Raw genomic sequence first — 21,368 nt, 5'->3', positions numbered from 1 at the left:
GCTTGGCAGCTAGAATCATTACGAAAAAAGCCCCACAGGATTATTTCCTAGCGGGGCTTTCTGTGCCTGTTTCTGCAACCCTGCTGTCATAAAGCGCATGACAATTTCGGCTGACGTCTTGAAAACCTTGATTCATATGGTGTCCCAGGCGGGGTTCGAACCTGCAACCTTCCCCTTAGGAGGGGGATGCTCTATCCAATTGAGCTACTGAGACACTGCGTGCCGACACACCGATTGGTGCCAGCGAGGACGGCGTGCATCTTAGCGAGATGCGCCGCTCTTGTCATGTTGTCATTGCCCTCCAGCGCTGTAGCCGATGTCGCTGAAATACGCCGCTCGATGAACCCATCATGCAATTTGCAATACTCCAAAAAGCCATCATTGCAAAACGCACTGACACCCTCTTTTTTTCTATTACCAAGCCATTGATTTATAAGATATTTTTTCCAATTTATCATTGGCATGCAGACTGCATTACCGATACCAGTGAACACATCTCATCCCAAACGGTCGGGCACAGGTACTGGAAAATGAACAAGACTCTCTCAGCGTTGAATGCGGCAGCTCTGGTGGCTCTGGTGGCGTTTCATTTCCAGGATTCCGGTGCGCAGAGCGCGCAGGTGAGTGTCCAGGCTCCTGTGCAGCATCACATCAGCCAGGCGCCTAAGCTGGCCGTGATGACTGATCGCAGCGCGAGCGCGGCGATACTGGCCACTGAAGACGCATCCGATATGCAGGCACCGCGTGCCGAGCAGCGCTGGGTTTTTTGAGACCGTTTTGCCTGACCTTTATCAAATCGAGAGAGAAGAAAGCTGCCATGTCAAAATCCGCGTTGTCATTTCTTGTTCTGACAGTCATGGCCGTTGCCGTTGATCTTCTGCTGCCTCTGCAGGCGTCCGCCATGAGCATCGCTGCCAATATTGCTGCCGGTGTATTCGCCAGCCTTTTTGTCGTTGCCCTGTTCTTCGGCCGCCGCTTCAAGTTTGATCCGGTGTTGCGCTGAATCAGGCCGATGCACCGCTTCGGCGTTTGACGACGCTCCTCTAGACCCGCTTGTCAGTTTCCCCCCCCCTCTACTGTCTCCATCACCTGCCATGCTCACGCTGGTCGGCTCGCACCTCTTTGCGTTGAATTACCACCTAAGCTTGGACTCATATAGCCATGACGGCATAAGGCCTGCATTGCAGCCATTCGTCCTCAATCGCTGGGCAGGAGGGTTTATTGCAAAGCGGGTCGCATTTCTGACAATTGGTGCTGGCAAATAGCCTCCACCTGAGTCAATATTTGTCACAGAATTGACGCCAAGGACTCGACGGATTACGGCATTATGTCGGCTCTTGGATTCGCGGTTGAACATTTGGCCAAAACGACTGTCTGAGAATTACAATCTTGCGGCCACTTGCTAGAACCGCTCCCCCTGAACTAACCGGTTAAATATATGAGCCCTATGAAACAGGCTATCTATTCCAGCCGCACGGCTGACAAGTTCGTCGTTCGCCTACCAGACGGCATGCGTAACCGCGTGCAAGAAGTAGCCAAGAATCATCACCGCAGCATGAATTCGGAGATTATTGCTCGTCTCGAGCAGAGTCTGACCCAGGAAGGCGCACTTGGCGATGAGCCAAACCTGCGTCTTGATAGCCCTGAGCTGTCTCTGAATGAACGCGAGCTGCTGCAACGTTTTCGTCACCTGTCACATCGTCAACAGAACGCTCTTGTTTCGCTGATTGCTCAAGACACGGAAATGGCTTCCGAAGACTGAAAGTTAGCGTAAAAGACCAAGGCCAGCGCAAGCTGGCCTTTTTTTATGGGGTACGTTTTAACGTTGTTGTGAGTTGAGTCACTGCCTGAAGAAAGATGAAAAATCATTCATCAATAAAAAACCGCCATTACGGCGGTTTTTATAGTCACAGCGCTTGGCAGACCTAGAGCAGAAAGATGGTCGCCAGGCCGAGGAAGATGAAGAACCCCCCACTGTCTGTCACTGCAGTGATCATCACGCTAGCACCCATCGCCGGGTCTCGCCCCAGGCGCGCCAGCAGCATAGGGATGGAAACCCCCATCAGCGCAGCCAGCAGCAGGTTGAGCGTCATTGCCGCAGTCATCACCACACCCAGCGACCAACTGCCATACAGCAGGTACGCGACGACACCTATCACCCCACCCCAGATCAAGCCGTTGATCAGTCCTACCGCCAGCTCTTTACGCAACAATCGCGAGGTGTTGCCGGTATTGACCTGATCCAGCGCCATGGCGCGAACGATCATGGTGATGGTCTGGTTGCCAGAGTTACCGCCAATGCCAGCAACAATCGGCATCAGCGCAGCGAGCGCCACCAGCTTCTCGATCGAGCCCTCGAACAGGCCGATGACACGCGACGCGAGGAACGCTGTTACCAGGTTGACTGCCAGCCAGGCCCAGCGGTTGCGCAGCGAGCGCCATACCGAGGCGAAGATGTCTTCTTCTTCGCGCAGACCGGCCATGTTGAGAACTTCGTTTTCACTCTCTTCACGAATCAGGTCGACCATTTCATCGATGGTCAGTCGACCGATCAGCTTGCCGTTCTTGTCCACAACCGGCGTGGAAATGAGGTCGTAACGCTCGAAAGCCTGAGCGGCGTCATAGGCGTCGTCTTCAGGATGAAAGCTGACCGGGTCGTTGGCCATGACTTCGCCAACCTGCTTCTCCGGGTCATTGACCAGCAGACGCTTGATGGGCAGCACGCCCTTGAGCACGCCTTCGGAATCGACCACGAACAGTTTGTCGGTATGGCCGGGCAGCTCTTTGAGCCTGCGCAGGTAACGCAATACCACTTCAAGGCTGACGTCCTCACGGATGGTCACCATCTCGAAGTCCATCAGCGCACCCACCTGATCCTCGTCGTAGGACAAGGCAGATCGAACGCGCTCTCGCTGCTGTGAATCCAGCGCCTCCATCAGCTCATGAACGACATCGCGGGGCAATTCGGGAGCAAGGTCGGCCAGTTCGTCGGCGTCCATGTCCCGTGCCGCCGCAAGCAACTCATGATCGTCCATGTCGGCGATCAGGGTTTCACGAACGGAATCGGATACTTCGAGAAGAATATCGCCATCGCGATCGGCCTGGACCAGTTGCCAGACAGTCAGACGGTCTTCCAGAGGGAGGGCTTCAAGGATGTAAGCGACGTCGGCAGAGTGGAGGTCGTCGAGCTTGCGCTGCAATTCAACGAGGTTCTGCCGATGAACCAGGTTTTCTACCCGGTCCTGATGCTGACCTTCCTGACGATGAGTCAGGTCTTCAACAATACGCTGGCGCTGCAGCAGATCGACGACCTGAGCCAGGCGATCCTGCAAGCTTTCCTGCGTTTTTTTTACTTCTCTTCTCTTTCGGTCATAGGCGAACTCCACTCCCAGCAGCGGAGCACGCCGGGAGATCAATCAGTTAATTCATGATTGTCAAAAAAAACTATTGAGTAACGACTGGGTAAGTCCATGGAGGTTTTCCATAAGCCCCGGCGGGGCTGACGGGCGCAATGATACACCGCTTTGGGCGAAGCGCACGCGAGAAATTCAGCTTATAACAATCGTTTGCGGCGCAAAGCTGTAAGGTTAAGTGAACCGGTAAAGGTTCGACGTCACATCCCGCCAAGAAAACACGCTCGCCCACGGAAAAGACCGCAGTTAGGCTTTCACGACACCCCGTCATGGAGGACTTGATCATGCGTTTCATCATTCATTTATCCCTGCTCGGCCCCCTGCTCTACCTGCCCGTTCACGCCATGGCCAGCACCGTGCAACGCTGCGAGGATGCAGCAGGGAAAGTCACTTTCACCACCCTGGGCTGCCCCGAAGGCCACAGCACTCAGCTACAAAGGGCCTTCAATGCGCCACCCGGAACCAGCATCGAATTGCTTCCGCCTGCAAACTATCGAGAGGCCGACAGGAGAAAAGTCTCTCCCAAGGAATTAGTGGTAGTCGGCACCCGCGACGACGGCTGTGGCAATCGCCTCAGCGCAGAACAGCGACGAGCTGCGATCATCAACCAGCGTACGCCTCCAGGCATGACAAAACGTGATGTGGAAAGCCTGCTGGGCCGCCCGGACAAGATCACCAATCGCAATGGCGAATTACGCTATGAGTACGCGCAGAAAAAAGGCCGCAGCAACAGCGTGACATTTGATGAAGACGGATGCGTTAAAGGAAAACGCTAGAAAGCAAAAAGCCCACATCTTTCGATGTGGGCTTTTCGGTGTATGGTGCACTCGACAGGATTCGAACCTGTGACCGCTCGGTTCGTAGCCGAGTACTCTATCCAGCTGAGCTACGAGTGCATTGGTGTTTTTAGACCAGATCACCTCTGGTTATTGCCAGTTGTCCGAAACCCGGTAATTGCTTACTGTGTTTCAACCAACCTTCAAATGGTGCACTCGACAGGATTCGAACCTGTGACCGCTCGGTTCGTAGCCGAGTACTCTATCCAGCTGAGCTACGAGTGCATGTGTTGGTGCCGCGCATTATAGGTCGTCAGACTGTTTAGTCAAGCACTTTTTCTAGTAAATTCAACAACTTACAGAACAAGCCCAATCTGACGCACTACATAAATAATGGCGGAGAACGGGGGATTCGAACCCCCGACACCCTTTTGAGGTGTACTCCCTTAGCAGGGGAGCGCCTTCGGCCACTCGGCCAGCTCTCCGCAACACGGGGCGTATAATAACCACCCTTTTCCCCGTTTGCAAACCAAAAATTCAATAAAAATTAATGGCTTGGTTCTTCGTCCTTCTCTTTCTTGATACGCAGGTAAATCTCTTCACGATGGACAGCGACTTCCTTGGGCGCATTGACACCAATACGCACCTGATTACCCTTCACACCAAGCACGGTCACGGTGATTTCACCGTCACCGATGATCAGGCTTTCTGCGCACCGACGAGTCAGAATCAGCATACTTTTCTCCTTACGCCTTTATTCAGGGACAACAGTCTGCAAACCAATAGGCAATAGCAACTGGCAAAAAGCCATAGCCATTACCTGTGTATCGACTTACGCAAAGAAAACATCAGCCTTTCTGCGCAGTATCCAGAAGGCACGGTCAGACCGTGCCTTCAGACGACAGGGTCATTCACCCTGCCGAGGAGCATCCAGCTCGAATGCCGTGTGCAATGCGCGCACAGCCAACTCCAGATACTTTTCTTCGATGACCACAGAGACCTTGATCTCTGACGTGGAGATCATCTGGATATTGATGCTCTCCTTGGCCAGTGCTTCGAACATGCGACTGGCAACGCCCGCATGCGAGCGCATGCCGACGCCGACGATCGACACCTTGGCGATCTTGGTATCGCCGGAAACTTCACGGGCGCTGATTTCGCGCGCGGTCGTCTCAAGCACCTGCAAGGCCGCCTGGTAATCGTTGCGATGGATCGTGAAGGTGAAATCGGTGGTGTTATCGTGCGAGACATTCTGCACGATCATGTCCACTTCGATGTTCGCCGCACTGATCGGGCCCAGAATCTTGAACGCCACACCGGGGGTGTCTGGCACACCACGGATGGTCAGCTTGGCCTCATCGCGATTGAAAGCGATGCCGGAAATGATCGGCTGTTCCATGGTTTCCTCTTCATCAATGGTAATAAGGGTGCCCGGCCCCTCTTTGAAGCTGTGCAGAACGCGCAGCGGGACGTTGTATTTGCCGGCGAACTCGACCGCACGGATCTGCAACACCTTGGAACCGAGGCTGGCCATTTCCAGCATCTCTTCGAAAGTGATCTTGTCCAGACGCTGAGCCTGCGCCACCACACGCGGATCGGTGGTGTAGACACCATCGACGTCGGTATAGATCTGGCACTCATCCGCCTTCAGGGCAGCGGCCAGCGCCACACCCGTGGTATCGGAGCCGCCACGACCCAGCGTGGTGATATTGCCGTGCTCGTCGACACCCTGGAAACCGGCAACCACCACCACACGACCCGCTTTCAGGTCGGAGCGGATCTTCTGATCGTCGATTTGCAGAATGCGCGCCTTGTTATGCGCGCTGTCGGTGAGAATACGCACCTGGTTACCGGTGTAGGACACCGCAGGCACGCCACGCTTGATCAGCGCCATCGCCAGCAGCGCGATGGTGACCTGCTCGCCCGTGGAGACGATGACGTCCAGTTCACGGGGAACCGGCTGGTCACTGATCTGCCTGGCCAGTTCGATCAGACGATTGGTTTCGCCGCTCATGGCCGACAGCACGACCACCAGGTCGTCGCCCGCCTCGCGGAATTTCTTGACCTTGTCGGCCACCTGCTCAATGCGCTCTACAGAGCCCACGGAGGTGCCGCCAAATTTCTGTACGATTAAAGCCATCTCAAAGCCGCCTCAGAACCCGTTAAGAGCACCCATTGATAGTCGAATCCGTCGCCGGGCCACCCTTGGTCGGCGGCCCGGCGGATTCGATTCAGATACCTTGCTCTACAAAAGGAACGGTCAGTGCCAGTGCAGCATCCAGCGCACCTGCATCGACACCACCGCCTTGAGCCATATCAGGACGACCGCCGCCTTTACCACCGACTGCAGCGGCCGCCTGCTTCATCAAATCACCGGCTTTGAGTTGGCCAGTCAGGTCCTTGGTCACGCCTGCGACCAAGACAACCTTGTCTTCATGAACACTGCCGAGCAGGATCACTGCGCGGCCGAGCTTGTTCTTCAACTGGTCGACAAGCGCCAGAAGCGCCTTGCCGTCCTGACCATCCAGGCGCGTGGCCAGAACCTTGACCCCTTTGACATCCTGCGCAGCCGACGACAGATCGTCACCGGCAGCACTGGCGGCCTTGGCTTGCAGTTGTTCCAGTTGCTTTTCCAGCAGACGGTTGCGTTCAAGCACCGCCGTCAGCTTGTCCAGCAAGTTGTCGCGATTGCCTTTGACCAGCGTCGCGGCTTCCTTGAGTTGATCTTCTGCCGAATTCAGCCAGGCGAGTGCCGCAGCACCGGTCACCGCTTCGATACGGCGCACGCCGGCAGCAACACCGCCCTCACTGACGATCTTGAACAGCGCGATGTCACCGGTGCGGCTGGCGTGAATGCCACCACACAGCTCGACGGAAAACTCACCGCCCATGCTCAGTACGCGCACGCTGTCGCCGTACTTCTCGCCAAACAGCGCCATGGCGCCTTTCTTCCTGGCGGTTTCGATGTCGGTTTCTTCGGTAACCACCGGCGTGTTCTTGCGAATCTCGGCGTTGACGATATCTTCCAGCGCACGCAATTGCTCAGGCTTGATGGCCTCGAAGTGGCTGAAGTCGAAACGCAGACGCTGACTGTCGACCAGCGAGCCTTTCTGCTGAACGTGCTCACCCAGCACCTGACGCAATGCGGCGTGCAGCAAGTGAGTGGCCGAATGGTTCAATTTGGTTGCATCGCGGACTTCATCAGCCACTTGTGTTTCAACCTGCGCGCCAACGCTCAGGCTGCCGGACGCCACAACGCCGTGGTGCAGGAACGCACCGCCGGTCTTGGTGGTGTCGCTGACATCAAAGCGCGCTTCGCCAGCCAGCAGAAAACCGCTGTCGCCGATCTGGCCGCCCGATTCGGCATAGAACGGCGTGATGTCGAGGATAACAACGCCCTCCTCACCTTCGTTCAGGTGCGTGACGGACTGACCTTCTTTGTACAGAGCAACGACTGTGGCGCTGCCGGTGGTCGCCGAATAGCCGGTGAACTGAGTGGCCACATCGACCTTGACCAGGCTGTTGTAGTCCATACCGAACGAGCTGGCCGAACGGGCGCGCACGCGCTGGGCGTCCATTTCGCGCTCGAAGCCTTCTTCGTCCAGCGTCAGATTACGCTCACGGGCGATGTCACCGGTCAGGTCCATCGGGAAACCGTAAGTGTCATACAGTTTGAACACTACTTCGCCAGGCACCACGGTGCCTTTCAGCTCGGCCAGATCCTGCTCGAGGATTTTCAAACCCTGTTCCAGGGTCTTGGCGAACTGCTCTTCTTCACCTTTGAGGACGCGTTCAATGTGCGACTGTTGTTGCACCAGTTCAGGGAAAGCAGACCCCATCTCGGCGACCAGGGCCGCCACGATCTGATAGAAGAAGCTGCCCTTGGCACCGAGCTTGTTGCCGTGGCGGCAGGCGCGACGAATGATACGGCGCAGCACGTAGCCGCGGCCTTCGTTGGAAGGCAGTACGCCATCGGCGATCAGGAAGCCGCACGAGCGGATGTGGTCAGCCACAACCTTCAGCGACGCCTGATTGTCGTTGCTGCAACCGATGGCCTTGGCTGACGCGGCCAGCAGGCTCTGGAACAGGTCGATTTCGTAGTTGGAATGCACGTGCTGCAAAACGGCACTGACACGCTCCAGGCCCATGCCGGTATCCACCGACGGCGCTGGCAGTGGGTGCAGCACGCCGTCTGCGGTGCGGTTGAACTGCATGAACACGTTGTTCCAGATTTCGATGTAACGGTCGCCGTCTTCTTCCGGCGAACCCGGCGGGCCGCCCCAGATGTCCGGGCCGTGATCGAAGAATATCTCGCTGCAAGGGCCGCACGGGCCGGTATCACCCATGGTCCAGAAGTTATCGGACGCGTAAGGCGCGCCTTTGTTGTCGCCGATGCGAACCATGCGCTCGGCAGGCACGCCGACTTCCTTGGTCCAGATGTCGTAGGCTTCGTCGTCAGTCGCGTAGACCGTGACCCAGAGCTTTTCCTTGGGCAGGTTCAGCCACTTTTCGGAGGTCAGAAAGGTCCAGGCGTAGGTAATGGCATCACGCTTGAAATAGTCACCAAAGCTGAAGTTGCCCAGCATTTCGAAAAAAGTGTGGTGACGAGCGGTATAGCCGACGTTCTCCAGGTCGTTGTGCTTGCCACCGGCGCGCACGCATTTCTGACTGGTGACAGCGCGGGTGTAGGCGCGTTTTTCCTGGCCCAGGAAGCAATCCTTGAACTGGTTCATGCCTGCGTTGGTGAACAGCAGGGTTGGGTCGTTGCCCGGAATCAAGGAGCTTGAAGCGACACGGGTGTGGCCTTGCTCTTCGAAGAAGCCAAGGAAGGCTTCACGGATTTCTGCGCTTTTCATAGGTTCTTCCACGGAGACTGCGGCCAGAGGCAAGTGCAAAACGTCAAATGACGTAGCGACGGCAAAGGGCCGCATTATATAGGCGTTGCGCCCTCGGTACAGTGTGTTTGTGCGATAGAAACAAGTAACTGGATTATCGGCATGTCATGAATGTTCAAACGCTGCGAATGCGGCGATCACCTGTTCTGTCTGAGCACGCGAGACATTCAGGTGGGTGACCATGCGCAGCCTCGGCGCAGCGGTGAGCCGCATGCCACGCTCGGCACAAAAGGCCTTGAGCGCGGCGGCGCGCTCCCCGACCTGCACATAGACCATGTTGGTTTGCACCGGCTCGACGCTGTAACCCAGCTCGCTCAGGCCCTTGGCCAGAAACGCTGCGTTGGCATGATCGTCGGCCAGTCGCTCGACCTGATGATCCAGTGCGTAGAGCCCGGCGGCTGCGAGGCTGCCGGCCTGACGCATGCCGCCGCCAACCATTTTGCGCAGGCGACGCGCCTTGGCGATCAGCGCCTGCGATCCGCACAGCACCGAACCGACCGGCGCGCCCAGGCCCTTGGACAGGCACACGGACACCGAATCGAAGTGCCTGGTGATCTCGCGCGCATCAACGCCCAGCTTCACCACTGCGTTATACAGCCTGGCACCGTCCAGATGCAGCGCGATGCCCTTATCCAGCGTGAGTTTGCGCGCAGCGGCGAGGTAAGCCTGAGGCAGCACTTTGCCCTGCATGGTGTTTTCCAGTGCCAGCAGCCGTGTGCGGGCAAAGTGAAAGTCGTCGGGTTTAATGAAGTCGCGCACTTGCTGAAGGTCAAGCGAACCATCAGCCTGCACTTCAAGCGGCTGCGGCTGGATCGAACCCAGCACCGCTGCGCCGCCGCCTTCGTATTTATAGGTATGCGCCTGCTGGCCAACGATGTATTCGTCGCCACGCTCACAGTGCGCCATCAGCGCCAGCAGATTGCTCATGGTGCCGGAAGGGACGAACAGTGCAGCGTCAAACCCGAGGCGCTCGGCCAGGGTTGCTTCGAGCAGATTGACCGTCGGGTCCTCACCATAAACATCATCGCCTACAGGCGCATGGGCCATGGCGTCGAGCATGCCCGCCGTGGGCAAAGTCACTGTGTCGCTGCGCAGATCGATGACGGTCACGAAAAAGCTCCCTGAAATTGAAGATCGATAATGCATGCAACCTTTGGCTTGCAACAAGGCATTACTTGAGCAGGCGTACATGATAATCAAGCGCTACGACTGCCGATACGCCGTTTCCTTAGAAGAAAAAGGTAGGTGTACCGTACGAAAGTGTCCATGCATGATTGATTGATCTGTGATAAAAATCCCCCGCCGGCCACGTAAAGTGACGGCAACGTTCTCAGGGCGGGGTGTAACTCCCCACCGGCGGTAATGGCGCGCAATGTGTCTAGCCCGCGAGCGCTTGAAGGTCGCAGCTTTGGCGGGCGATCTGCAAGGTCAGCAGACCCGGTGTGATTCCGGGGCCGACGGTCATAGTCCGGATGAAGAGAGAGCGGGATTGGTGTCTGCAAGAACGTCTGCAAAACCTCATCATGAACGACATCGTTCAGGAGGTTTTCCTACGCGACTTGAATCCCTTTCGATCCAAATGCCCTGTTTTTTTCATAAACAGGAGTCAGAACACGTGCAACCCACCGCAATTGACAGCAAAAGCAAAAACCATTCGAACGAACGTGTCGCGTTCATCCAGGCCTGCTGGCACAAAGATATCGTCGACCAGAGCCGTAAAGGTTTCATCGCCGAAATGGCCAATCAGGGCTACGCCGAAAGTGACATCGACATCTTTGAAGTCGGTGGTGCTTTTGAAATTCCGCTGCACGCAAAACTGCTTGCCAATACCGGTCGCTACGCGGGTATTGTCGGTGCCGCACTGGTGGTGGACGGTGGTATCTACCGCCACGAATTCGTCGCTCAGTCAGTGGTCAGCGCGTTGATGCAGGTCCAGCTGGAAACCGAAGTACCGGTCTTCTCCGTGGTCCTGACGCCGCACCACTTTCATTCGGGCGAAGAGCATCAGAAGTTCTTCTTCAATCACTTCGTGCACAAAGGCGAAGAAGCGGCCAAGACCTGCGCGGATACGTTGAACAAGGTTCGTAGCCTGCGTCGTCTGGATGCACAGCAGAAAGCGGCCTGCTGAAACGCGTAGCAGCGGCACGAGAGACGTTCCTCGGGGCGACTCTTGTTCCACCAAGCGCCAGCGCGGTTGTCGGCGGTGAGATTATCGTTCTCTACGCTCCAGCGTGGGAACGCAGTTCTCGACGCTCTGCGTCGCAAAGAGGACGCGGAGCGTCCTGAACGGCATGCCGACGCGGAGCGTCGCACGATAGTCGGGATTATCGTTCCGCACGCACCAGCGTGGTAGTCGGAGGTGAGATTATCGTTCCCTACGCTCCGCGTGGGAATGCCGTTCTGGACGCTCTGCGTCCGGTCTTGAGGGTGCCGAGCGATCAGCCGAGGTTATCCGCATCAGTGGGCACAATCACAATCCCCGCTCGCAGGCCGTTTTTGACCTTGGGGTTGGGAAAGATGATCCGTGCCCCCTCCTCCTCCACCACCCAGCGTGAATCGCTAACGTCTTCAGCCAGCACGTAACCTTTTTCCAGTTCGGAAAAGTTCTCTACGTCATCCGCCAGGTTGAAGGTGAACGCATCGCTGCGTTTGATGACTTCCCGCGCCACGCTGAACAGTTGCAATCCCTCAAGGCTTTCATCCAGCTCAGGCTCGGAGCCTTCGATGATCTGTTCCAGACACAGGCGTAGCGGCGCGAGGTTGACTTGCTGGTTCTGCCCGAACGGCCGGGCCTTGCCCAGTTCCAGCGTGAATGCCTCGGCCTCCAACTGATCGTAGGTGTACGCGCTGAACACAATGGACGGCTTGTTCTGCAACAACACCGCGCTCATGCCCGCCGCGTGCAAACGGGCCAGTTCGCGGCGAGAGTGCTGACGGCCTTCTTTCCACGGGTACAACGCAAACTGCTCGATCTTCGAACCACGAATGGCGGTGTGCAGGTCGTAATGCAGGCGATAGCGGTCCGGCAGGCTGAAAAAACTGGCTGCCAGTCGCTCAAGCTCGGCAGCGCGCAAGGCTTCCGCGCCACTACTTTGCTCGTGACGACCGTTGAACAGCCGGTTGACGTCCTGCTCGACAAATCGTGTGCCGCGCCGCATGGCGTCGAGGTTGCCGAACAGGAACAGAATACGGGCGCGCGGCTTGAGATCGCCGCGCGCGATGCTGCGGATCAGTTCATCCAGCAGCTCGATGGGCGCAGTCTCGTTGCCATGAATACCGGCAGACAACAGCAGGTCAGTGCCATTGTCACGAGCCTGTGGCGGGCGGACTTCCAGAGCCCCCTCGCTCAGCCAGCGCATGCGCACGCCTTCGACGGTCAGTTGAGTCTTTTCCGCTGGCTCACGTCCAGCCAGGGTCAGTTCAAGCAGTTTGCCGAGGGCGAGCATGCGGTGCTTCCTTAGTGATTGCAGTCAGGGCCGTGAACGTGACCGTCATCTTCTTCAGCGCCGATGTCGGCCGGTTCCATTTCCAGTTGCAGGCTGACCAGATTGGTCGCCAGCGGACGCAACAGCAGGTTGGCGTATTCGGCATCGTCTTCTTCGACGTCAACGCCGATCAGCAATTGGCCACGGCCGTCCTGTTGAATCCACAGTTCCTTGCCCTGCCAGATCACGGCAACGCGGGTGCAGGATGTTTCCAGCTGGGTGCCATCGGTGTCTTCGAGGATCAGTTGCAGGGCGTCGCTCATATCGGAATGCTCTCTATAAAGAAAATCGTGCGTCGGGCTGTGTAGCCCCGACACGCAGGGTGTTTCAAATCAGTTGAAACGGATAAACGGCGCCCAGTTTAAGGATTTGCGTCAGTTCATCCAATGCCGTCCGGCATTCAGTCAACAATCGGGGGTCGGCCAGATCGTTTTCGCTCATGCGATCACGGTAGTGCCTGTCCACCCATTGCGTCAGGGTGTCGTACAGCGGCGCAGTCATGATCACGCCCGGGTTCACCGCTGTCAGCTCGACTTCATTGATCGCCACGCGCAAGCGCAGGCACGCCGGACCGCCGCCGTTCTGCATGCTCTGCTTGAGGTCGAACACCTTGACCTCGGTGACCGGGCCTTCGTCGGCAATCAGCCGCTGCAGGTAACCCCAGACGTTGGCGTTAGCCTGGCATTCCTGCGGCACGACCAGCAGCATGGAGCCATCGGCGCGTGACAATAACTGACTGTTGAACAGGTACGAGCGCACTGCATCCTGAACCGATACTTCGGCACGCGGCACGCAGATTGCCCGTAATTGCCCGCCGACACGGCTGAGTTTGTCGCGCAGCTCGCCAAGCATCTGCGCGGTATGGAGGAAGGCATCCTCGTGATAAAACAGCACGTCGCCATTGCCGACCGCAATCACGTCGTTGTGAAACACGCCCTGATCGATAACAGCCGGGTTCTGCTGCCCGTAGACCACGCCCTCCTCGCTCAAACCGTGCAGGCGCGCGACGGCGCGTGACGCTTCAAGGGTCTGGCGCGCCGGATACTTCTGCGGCGCAGGATAGCGGGTGTCGAAGGCGCTGCGGCCAAACACGAAAAACTCGATCCCGGCCTGGCCGTAATCTGTACAGAACCGCGTGTGGTTGGCTGCGCCTTCGTCGCCGAACTGCGCCACTGGCGGCAATGCCGGGTGATGGGCGAAGTGCTGCTCATCGGCAAACATCGCCCCCAGCACGCGGCTGGTGGTCGGATGCTCGATGCTGCGATGGTATTTGCAATTGAGGTTGGCGGCAGTGAAATGCACGCGGCCGTCGGCGGTATCAGCGCTGGGGCTGACCGTCGCGGCGTTGGCCACCCACATGCTCGACGCCGAGCAACTGGCGACCAGCAGCGGCATATCCTGACGGGCCGCTTTTTCGATCACCTGCGCGTCACTGCCGGTAAAACCCAATTGCCGCAGACCGGCAACGTCGGGACGCTCCTGAGGCGCCAGCACGCCCTGGGTAAACCCGAGGTCCATCAGCGCTTTCATTTTCGCCAGGCCTTGCAGCGCCGCCTCACGCGGGTTCGCGCACTGCTGGCTGTTGCTCTGGGAGGCGACGTTACCGTAGGACAACCCGCCGTAGTTATGGGTTGGCCCGACCAGACCGTCAAAATTCACTTCACAGGACTTCATCGGCAAGGCTCCGTGGATCTGTTTTTATAAGCATTCGTCGCGCGCACTGTCAATTCAGCCTGATACCAGGGGTCAATGTCGCAGGCAAGGTCAGGCTGCCGGTTTCCAGTGAAGCCACCGGATACGCACAGTAATCTGCTGCGTAATAAGCGCTGGCCCGGTGATTGCCCGAAGCCCCCACGCCGCCAAATGGCGCGCTGCTGGCAGCCCCGGTCAACTGCTTGTTCCAGTTGACGATCCCGGCGCGGCTCTGCAGCCAGAATTGCTGATAGCGCGCTTCGGAATCGGACAGCAAACCGGCTGCCAGACCATACCGGGTGGCATTGGCTTCAGTGATGGCCGCAGCGAAATCGGCGTAGCGAATCACTTGCAGCAACGGGCCGAACAGCTCTTCGTCGGGCCTGTCGGAGACGCCGCTGACATCGACAATGCCTGGCGTCAGCAATGCGGCGTTGGCCTGCGGCTGACGCATTTCCAGCAAGGTCACCGCACCGTTGGCCAGCAGGTCGCGCTGCGCGTCCAGCAAGGCACGCGCCGCTTCCAGCGAAATCACCGAGCCCATGAACGGCGCAGGCTGTTGGTCGAAAGCGCCGACGTCGATCGTCGCGCTCACCGCCACCAATCGCGCCAGCAAGGCATCGCCCCAGTCACCCTCGGGCACCAGCAGACGGCGCGCACAGGTGCAACGCTGGCCCGCAGAAATAAACGCCGACTGAATGATGGCGTACACCGCCGCTTCGATGTCTTGAACCTGATCGACCACCAGCGGATTGTTACCACCCATTTCCAGCGCGAGGATCTTGTCCGGACGCCCGGCGAACTGTTGATGCAGTGCGTTACCCGTGCGGCTCGACCCGGTGAAGAACAGCCCGTCGATCCCCGGATTGGCCGCCAGCGCGATACCGGTTTCGCGGCCACCCTGCAGCAGGTTCAGCACACCGGCAGGCAGCCCGGCCTCGATCCAGCACTTGACGGTCAGTTCGGCGACTTTCGGCGTCAGCTCGCTGGGTTTGAACAGCACGGTATTACCGGCCAGCAACGCCGGAACGATGTGGCCATTCGGCAAGTGACCGGGAAAGTTGTACGGCCCGAACACGGCAACCACGCCATGCGGCTTGTGCCGCAGCACGGCAGTGGCATCGCCCAGCGGGCCGCTCTTTTCACCGGTTCTTTCGCGATAGCTCTGCACCGAAATCGCGATCTTGTTGACCATGCTGGTCACTTCAGTCGCCGATTCCCACAACGGCTTGCCGGTTTCCTCACCGATGCACTGCGCCAGTTCGTCAGCGTGCTGCTTGAGGCTGGCCGCAAACGCTTCCAGCACCGCGATGCGCTGATCCAGCGAACGAAGCGCCCAGTCAGGAAACGCCTGACGTGCAGCCTGCACCGCCTGCTCGACCTGCTCTGCCGTCGCGCCTTGCCCGGACCACAGCGTTTGCTGGGTCACCGGGTTCAACGAATGGAACAGTTCGCCCTGTCCGGCCTGCCAGACACCCGCGATATACAGCGTACTCATCAAATGCCCTCCCGCGCCGCAGACAACGGAACTGCACGCACGTTGTCACCGGCGCTCATGCGCAGGCGTTTGGCGGTTTGCGGGTCGACCACCAGCGTACCGGCGGCAAAGCGCGCAGCGCCGACGGTGATGCGGCAGTCCTCACGCTTGCGGTTATAGATCAGGAATTGTGGTGCGTCGTCGCCCGGCGTACCAATGGCCAGCACCAGAGTCTGGCTGTCCTTGACTGCACGGATCTTGCCGGTCTCGCACTCGATCGCCGGTCCAGCGTCGAAGATGTCGACGTAGCCCTGATACGAAAAGCCCTCGCCCTTGAGCATGGCCAGCGCAGGCTCGGTGTCGGCATGTACGCGGCCGATCACGTTGCGTGCGTCTTCGGACAGAAAGCAGCTGTACAGTGGAAACTTGGGCATCAGTTCAGCGATAAACGCCTTGTTGCCCACGCCGGTCAGGTAATCGGCCTGGCTGAATTCCATCTTGAAGAAATGCCGCCCCAGGCTTTCCCAGAACGGCGAGCGGCCATTCTCGTCGGACATGCCGCGCATTTCGGCAATGATCTTGTTGCCGAACAGTTTCGGGAATTCGGCGATGAACAACATGCGCGCTTTCGACAGCAGACGACCATTGAGGCCGTTGCGCGAATCGCTGTGCAGGAACAACGAGCACAGCTCGGAATTGCCGGTCAGGTCGTTGGCCAGGAACAGCGTCGGAATTTCCCGGTAGATATTCAGTTCCTGCGAGGCGCTGACGGTCAGCCCGACCCGGTAGTTGTACCAGGGCTCGCGCAGCCCGACGGCACCGGCAATAGCGGAAATGCCCACCACTTTGCCGTCGTCATCTTCAAGCACGAACAGGTAATCGGCGTCGCCGCGCTCGGCTTCCCCGCGAAAAGTCTTTTCAGCCCAGCCGACACGGTGCGCCAGACGCTGCTCATTGGCAGGCAGGGTCGTCAGACCGGCGCCAGTGCTGCGCGCCAGTTCGATCAACGCGGGCAGGTCGCTGCTGCGTACGGGACGAACGATCATGTTATCTCCTCGGCGGCTCATCGAGAGCCTTGAAACTCGCTAATCAGCAATCGAACGTCTGGCTCAGACCGCGACGATCCGCACACTGGCACCTTCACCCACGCCCAGTGCGTCGGCAGCCTGCAGGCTCAGCACCACCGGCCGGCCGGGTGCCCAGTCCAGTTCAAGCAACACGGCGCGGTAATCCTGTAACAAGCCATTGGCGACCAGATACAGACGCCCGCCCTTGCCGACATCGCTGCCTTGCGCTGTCTCAACCTTGACCGGCACCAGACGGCTCTGTGCGATGGAGCGAATCCCCGAGACCTTGGCGTGCAGTGTCGGGCCACCGTCAAAGATGTCGATGTAATGATCGGTTTCAAAACCTTCGCGCATCAGAATGTCGAAGGTGATCTGCGCACGCGGATGCACCTGGCCCATGGCCTCTTGCGCGGCGTCAGGCAGCAGTGGCACGTAGATCGGGTAATGGGGCATCAGCTCGGCGAGGAAGGTCCGGCTTTTCAGCCCGCACAGGCGTTCGGCGGCAGCGTAATTGAGATCGAAGAAGTTGCGCCCGATGGCGTCCCAGAACGGCGAATCGCCGTGCTCGTCGCTGTAACCGACGATTTCGGTGACCACCGAGTCGGCAAAGCGCTCGGGATGGCTGGCGACAAACAGCAGGCGGCCCCGCGAGTTGAGTTCCGACCAGGACGTGCCCACCAGTTCCGGGACCACGTAGAAGCTGGTCAGCAAACTGTTGCCCGTCAGATCGTGGCACTGCGACAGAACGTGAATCTTGTTGTGAATCTTCAGTTCGCGAGAAGCATGCACAAACGTTTCGTTGCGAAAGCTGTAGAACGGCTCGGAATAGCCCGCCGACGCGACGATGCCCGAACAGCCCACCAGCTTGCCGCTCTCGCTGTCTTCCAGCACGAAGAAATAGGTTTCTTCACCGTTGAAGCTTACTTCGGCGGCGAACGACGCTTCCGACGAGCTGATCTTGTCGGTCAGGCGGCCAGCATCGTCGGGCAAGGACGTGACACCGATAGGGCTGTCGGCAGCGAGGCGTTGAACCTCGGCCAGATCAGCCATTTGCGCAGGGCGCATTACCAGCATGGTGCCACTCCTTGTAGATCGACCGGCCGTGACGACCGGCTCTGATAAACGCGCCAGGCAGCGTGATGCTGCACAGCGCAGAAAAATGTCCGGGGCTCGCCGATCAGGCAAACACCGGAGAACGGCACGCGAATCAGGACGTCAGTTTGGCGATAGCGCGCTCGAAGCGGTTCAGGCCCTCTTCGATGTCCGCGTCTTCGATCACCAGGCTTGGCGCAAAACGAATCACGTCAGGACCGGCTTGCAGAATCATCAAATCCTGGGCTTCGGCCGCATTGAAGATGTCCTTGGCCTTGCCTTTCCAGGCCTCGGACAGCACGCAGCCGATCAACAGGCCCAGCCCACGCACTTCGGTGAACACGCCATAGTGCTGGCCGATGCTTTCGAGACGGGTCTTGAACTGCTGATGCTTGCGCTGCACGCCAGCCAGCACTTCAGGTGTGTTGATCACGTCGATCACCGCTTCACCGACCGCACAGGCCAGCGGGTTGCCGCCGTACGTGGTGCCGTGAACGCCAACGGCGAAGTGCTTGGCGAGCTTTTCGGTGGTCAGCATGGCCGCCAGCGGGAAACCGCCGCCGATGCTTTTCGCGCTGGACAGAATGTCCGGGGTCACGCCGTAATGCATGTAGGCGAACAGATGACCGCTACGGCCCATACCGCTCTGCACTTCGTCGAACACCAGCAGCGCGTTGTGCTCGTCACACAGCTTGCGTGCGCCTTGCAGGTATTCCAGCTGACCCGGCAAAACGCCGCCCTCGCCCTGAATCGGCTCCAGCACCACGGCGCAGGTCTTGTCGGTCACGGCAGCTTTCAACGCGTCGAGGTCGTTGTAAGGCACATGGCTGATGCCAGTGATCTTCGGCCCGAAACCGTCAGAGTATTTCGGCTGACCGCCAACACTCACAGTGAACAGGGTACGGCCATGAAAGCTGTTTACGGCTGCTATGATTTCGTACTTGTCGGGGCCATGCAGGTCATGCGCCACACGACGCGCCAGCTTGAAGGCCGCTTCGTTGGCTTCGGCACCGGAGTTACAGAAGAACACGCGCTCGGCGAAAGTCGCGTCCACCAGTTTCCTGGCCAGGCGCAGGGTAGGCTCGTTGGTGAACACGTTGGACACGTGCCAGAGGTTATTGGCCTGCTCGGTCAAGGCACCGACCAGCGCCGGATGGCAATGGCCCAATACGTTGACGGCGATCCCGCCCGAGAAGTCCACCAGCTCGCGCCCCGCCTGATCCCAGACGCGGGAGCCCGCACCGCGTACGGGAATAAACCCGGCCGGCGCGTAATTGGGGACCATTACCTGGTCGAAATCGGCGCGTTGCACCGCAGCATGCTCAACGGACATCGGAGTCTCCTGATGAGGAACGCCTGCCTGAAACTGGCGAGCGATGGGAAGATTGTAAGGACTGAATTCTGTTCGGCCTTGCCGCCAGGCGACAACTTGTTACAGCGCAACACCGGGGTTTTTCGAGCTTTTCGGCAATGCGACATATTGCGTCACAAAGGCGCAGTTTAAACGGATTGAACCTGAGCTGTCTGGACTTGAACTGTCGACAAGCAATTGCGCTGTAACAAGAGGGATCATCCGCGCTCGGCAGGCACCGGCGAAAGTTCGAACGGGCTGCTGCTGCGTCGCTGATTGCGGTCTTCACGCGGCGTGGCGCCGAAGAAGTTGCGATAGGCGCTGGAGAAATGCGGCCCTGACGAGAACCCGCAGGACAGACCGATCTGAATGATCGACTTGCTGGTCTGCATCAGCATCTGGCGGGCCTTGTTGAGGCGCAGTTCCAGGTAGTACTGGCTCGGCACGCGATTGAGGTACTGCTTGAAGATCCGTTCCAGCTGGCGGCGCGACACACACACGTGCTGGGCGATTTCATCGGTGGTCAGCGGCTCTTCGATGTTGGCTTCCATCAACAGCACGGCCTGGGTCAGTTTCGGATGGCTGGAGCCGAGGCGATTCTGCAACGGAATGCGCTGACGCTCGCCGCCTTCGCGAATGCGCTCGACCACCAGTTCTTCGGACACAGCACCGGCCAGTTCAGCCCCGTGATCGCGAGACAGCACGGCCAGCAGCAGGTCGAGCACCGACATGCCTCCGCAGGCGGTGAGGCGATCACGGTCCCAGTCGAACAGATGGCTGGTGGCGATGACTTTCGGGAAACGCTCGGCAAAATCATCCTGCCAGCGCCAATGGACTGCAGCGCGATAGCCATCCAGCAAGCCCAGTTGCGCGAGTGGGTAAACCCCCGCCGACAAGCCGCCAATCGAACAGCCCGCACGCACCAGTTGCTTGATCGCACTGCCCAGCGCCGGGGCTACTGAAGCAGGCGGCTCGTCAGCCAGCAAAAACAGCTTCTGAAACCCCTCCAGCTGGCCCGCCCAAGGTTTGCCCGGCAATTGCCAGGCATCGGCTGCCGGCTCGCCCGCCTCGGCCTGCAGAAACGACAATTCGTAGACCACCTCGGGATGAACCCGCTGAGCAACGCGCAAGGCTTCCTCGGCAAGCGCCAGGGTCAGGGCGTTGGTGCCGGGCCAGACAAGGAAACCGATTCGATGGGCAGTCATTGGGACATCCGCTACGTATTGCCGCAAAAGCCAAGCCCGCAAAACGGGGCTCGATCTGGAACATCCAGGTCATGTCGCGCGTCGCGCAGCATGCCCTGTTCTGCTGTAAAAAGGCACCGCCATGCGATGCCGATCGTCACTTGAGGCTGCCGGACAGAAACTGTTGCAAACGCTCGGTCTGCGGATTGGCCAGCACGTCACGCGGCTCTCCGCGCTCCAGCACCACGCCCTGATGCAGGAACACCAGCTGGTTGGAGACTTCCCGCGCAAAGCCCATTTCGTGCGTCACCACCACCATGGTCCGGCCTTCCTGCGCCAGGCCCTGCATGACCTTGAGTACGTCACCGACCAGCTCCGGGTCGAGTGCCGAGGTCGGCTCGTCGAACAGCATCACCTCGGGCTCCATCGCCAGCGCACGGGCAATCGCCACACGTTGCTGCTCGCCACCGGACATGTGCCCTGGGTACGCGTCTTTGCGATGCGACACACCGACCTTGGCCAGATAGTGTTCGGCCTTCTCCAGCGCTTCCTTCTTCGAAACGCCCAGCACATGAATCGGCGCTTCGATAACGTTTTGCAGCGCGGTCATGTGTGACCACAGATTGAAGTGCTGAAACACCATGGACAGCCGCGAACGCATGCGCTGCAATTGTTTGGCGTCGGCAGCCTTGAGCCCACCTTCCTTGTTCGGCACCAGCTTCAGCTCTTCGTTGTTGAGCAGAATCTTGCCGGCATGAGGCTGTTCAAGCAGGTTGATGCAGCGCAGGAAGGTGCTTTTCCCCGAACCGCTGGAGCCGATGATACTGATGACATCGCCAGCCCTGGCCGTCAGGGACACGCCCTTGATCACTTCGTGACTGCCATAGCGCTTGTGCAGGTCCTGCACTTCCAGTTTGTTCATGCTTTCGTTTCTCA

At 58.7% G+C, this 21,368-nt stretch carries 19 protein-coding genes, 4 tRNA genes and 1 riboswitch; of the genes, 5 read left to right on the top strand and 18 right to left on the bottom strand.

The genetic code is table 11. From position 1 onward, the window contains the following. Positions 1-137: 137 nt before the first annotated feature. Positions 138-214, bottom strand: a tRNA-Arg gene (locus I9H07_RS07095). Between the two features lie 316 nt (positions 215-530). Between I9H07_RS07095 and I9H07_RS07090 the strand changes: the two genes are divergently transcribed. The 3 genes from I9H07_RS07090 to I9H07_RS07080 all read left to right on the top strand — a co-directional run bounded on the left by I9H07_RS07090 (position 531) and on the right by I9H07_RS07080 (position 1,762). Further along, positions 531-770 carry a hypothetical protein gene (locus I9H07_RS07090; protein WP_024675292.1) on the top strand — a complete coding sequence of 80 codons (240 nt, stop codon included), beginning with the start codon at positions 531-533 and terminating at the stop codon, positions 768-770. Positions 771-817: 47 nt separating this feature from the next. Continuing rightward, positions 818-1,003 carry a PA3371 family protein gene (locus tag I9H07_RS07085; RefSeq protein ID WP_024675293.1) on the top strand — a complete coding sequence of 62 codons (186 nt, stop codon included), beginning with the start codon at positions 818-820 and terminating at the stop codon, positions 1,001-1,003. Positions 1,004-1,438: 435 nt separating this feature from the next. Then, complete coding sequence (locus I9H07_RS07080; protein ID WP_024646043.1) at positions 1,439-1,762, top strand: Arc family DNA-binding protein; 324 nt, start codon at positions 1,439-1,441, stop codon at positions 1,760-1,762. A gap of 163 nt (positions 1,763-1,925) precedes the next feature. Here I9H07_RS07080 and mgtE read toward each other — a convergent pair whose 3' ends face one another. Beyond that, on the bottom strand, positions 1,926-3,386 hold the full coding sequence (gene mgtE / locus I9H07_RS07075; RefSeq protein ID WP_248957210.1) for a magnesium transporter: 1,461 nt from the start codon (positions 3,384-3,386) through the stop codon (positions 1,926-1,928). 311 nt (positions 3,387-3,697) lie between these two features. Here mgtE and I9H07_RS07070 point away from each other — a divergent pair, with 311 nt between their 5' ends. After that, positions 3,698-4,189: a hypothetical protein gene (locus tag I9H07_RS07070; protein WP_058824989.1), complete on the top strand. Its 492-nt coding sequence runs from the start codon at positions 3,698-3,700 to the stop codon at positions 4,187-4,189. 43 nt (positions 4,190-4,232) lie between these two features. Here the strand turns inward: I9H07_RS07070 and I9H07_RS07065 are convergent. The 7 genes from I9H07_RS07065 to ltaE form a co-directional block, all read right to left on the bottom strand. Beyond that, positions 4,233-4,309, bottom strand: a tRNA-Arg gene (locus I9H07_RS07065). 88 nt (positions 4,310-4,397) lie between these two features. Then, a tRNA-Arg gene (locus tag I9H07_RS07060) sits at positions 4,398-4,474 on the bottom strand. A gap of 109 nt (positions 4,475-4,583) precedes the next feature. Beyond that, a tRNA-Ser gene (locus I9H07_RS07055) sits at positions 4,584-4,674 on the bottom strand. 62 nt (positions 4,675-4,736) lie between these two features. Then, positions 4,737-4,925, bottom strand: coding sequence for a carbon storage regulator CsrA (gene csrA, locus I9H07_RS07050; RefSeq protein ID WP_002554426.1), 189 nt, complete (start codon positions 4,923-4,925; stop codon positions 4,737-4,739). Positions 4,926-5,096: 171 nt separating this feature from the next. Next, positions 5,097-6,329: an aspartate kinase gene (locus I9H07_RS07045; protein WP_024672495.1), complete on the bottom strand. Its 1,233-nt coding sequence runs from the start codon at positions 6,327-6,329 to the stop codon at positions 5,097-5,099. Positions 6,330-6,420: 91 nt separating this feature from the next. Beyond that, on the bottom strand, positions 6,421-9,045 hold the full coding sequence (alaS, locus tag I9H07_RS07040; protein ID WP_024672496.1) for an alanine--tRNA ligase: 2,625 nt from the start codon (positions 9,043-9,045) through the stop codon (positions 6,421-6,423). A gap of 144 nt (positions 9,046-9,189) precedes the next feature. Then, entirely contained in the window at positions 9,190-10,194 is a 1,005-nt protein-coding gene (gene ltaE, locus I9H07_RS07035; protein ID WP_236424188.1) for a low-specificity L-threonine aldolase, read from the bottom strand. Positions 10,195-10,406: 212 nt separating this feature from the next. Further along, positions 10,407-10,573, top strand: a riboswitch (FMN riboswitch). Between the two features lie 126 nt (positions 10,574-10,699). Here ltaE and I9H07_RS07030 point away from each other — a divergent pair. Next, entirely contained in the window at positions 10,700-11,212 is a 513-nt protein-coding gene (locus tag I9H07_RS07030; RefSeq protein ID WP_058391793.1) for a 6,7-dimethyl-8-ribityllumazine synthase, read from the top strand. 310 nt (positions 11,213-11,522) lie between these two features. Here the strand turns inward: I9H07_RS07030 and astE are convergent, their stop codons facing one another. From astE to I9H07_RS06985, 9 genes are all read right to left on the bottom strand, one after another. After that, positions 11,523-12,530, bottom strand: a complete 1,008-nt coding sequence (gene astE, locus I9H07_RS07025; protein ID WP_236424190.1) for a succinylglutamate desuccinylase — start codon at positions 12,528-12,530, stop codon at positions 11,523-11,525. Between the two features lie 11 nt (positions 12,531-12,541). Further along, positions 12,542-12,832, bottom strand: a complete 291-nt coding sequence (locus I9H07_RS07020) for a hypothetical protein (RefSeq protein ID WP_024675541.1) — start codon at positions 12,830-12,832, stop codon at positions 12,542-12,544. Between the two features lie 64 nt (positions 12,833-12,896). Next, positions 12,897-14,243 carry an N-succinylarginine dihydrolase gene (gene astB / locus I9H07_RS07015; protein WP_236424191.1) on the bottom strand — a complete coding sequence of 449 codons (1,347 nt, stop codon included), beginning with the start codon at positions 14,241-14,243 and terminating at the stop codon, positions 12,897-12,899. A 49-nt stretch (positions 14,244-14,292) separates the two neighbouring features. Continuing rightward, entirely contained in the window at positions 14,293-15,762 is a 1,470-nt protein-coding gene (gene astD, locus I9H07_RS07010; RefSeq protein WP_236426145.1) for a succinylglutamate-semialdehyde dehydrogenase, read from the bottom strand. Then, entirely contained in the window at positions 15,759-16,784 is a 1,026-nt protein-coding gene (gene astA / locus I9H07_RS07005; protein WP_024675544.1) for an arginine N-succinyltransferase, read from the bottom strand. Before astA ends, astD begins: the two co-directional genes overlap by 4 nt. A 63-nt stretch (positions 16,785-16,847) precedes the next feature. Then, positions 16,848-17,879, bottom strand: a complete 1,032-nt coding sequence (gene aruF / locus I9H07_RS07000; RefSeq protein ID WP_024675545.1) for an arginine/ornithine succinyltransferase subunit alpha — start codon at positions 17,877-17,879, stop codon at positions 16,848-16,850. A gap of 133 nt (positions 17,880-18,012) precedes the next feature. Beyond that, positions 18,013-19,230, bottom strand: a complete 1,218-nt coding sequence (locus I9H07_RS06995; RefSeq protein WP_236425225.1) for an aspartate aminotransferase family protein — start codon at positions 19,228-19,230, stop codon at positions 18,013-18,015. A gap of 236 nt (positions 19,231-19,466) precedes the next feature. After that, positions 19,467-20,453, bottom strand: coding sequence for a transcriptional regulator ArgR (gene argR / locus I9H07_RS06990; RefSeq protein WP_236425226.1), 987 nt, complete (start codon positions 20,451-20,453; stop codon positions 19,467-19,469). Positions 20,454-20,589: 136 nt separating this feature from the next. Further along, positions 20,590-21,354 (bottom strand): ABC transporter ATP-binding protein, encoded by a 765-nt coding sequence (locus I9H07_RS06985; RefSeq protein ID WP_024675548.1) that lies wholly within the window; start codon positions 21,352-21,354, stop codon positions 20,590-20,592. Positions 21,355-21,368: the final 14 nt, after the last annotated feature.

Source organism: Pseudomonas syringae (assembly GCF_023278085.1).
Taxonomy (GTDB): Bacteria; Pseudomonadota; Gammaproteobacteria; order Pseudomonadales; family Pseudomonadaceae; genus Aquipseudomonas; species Aquipseudomonas syringae_Q.
This window is presented reverse-complemented; position numbering and strand designations above follow the sequence as displayed.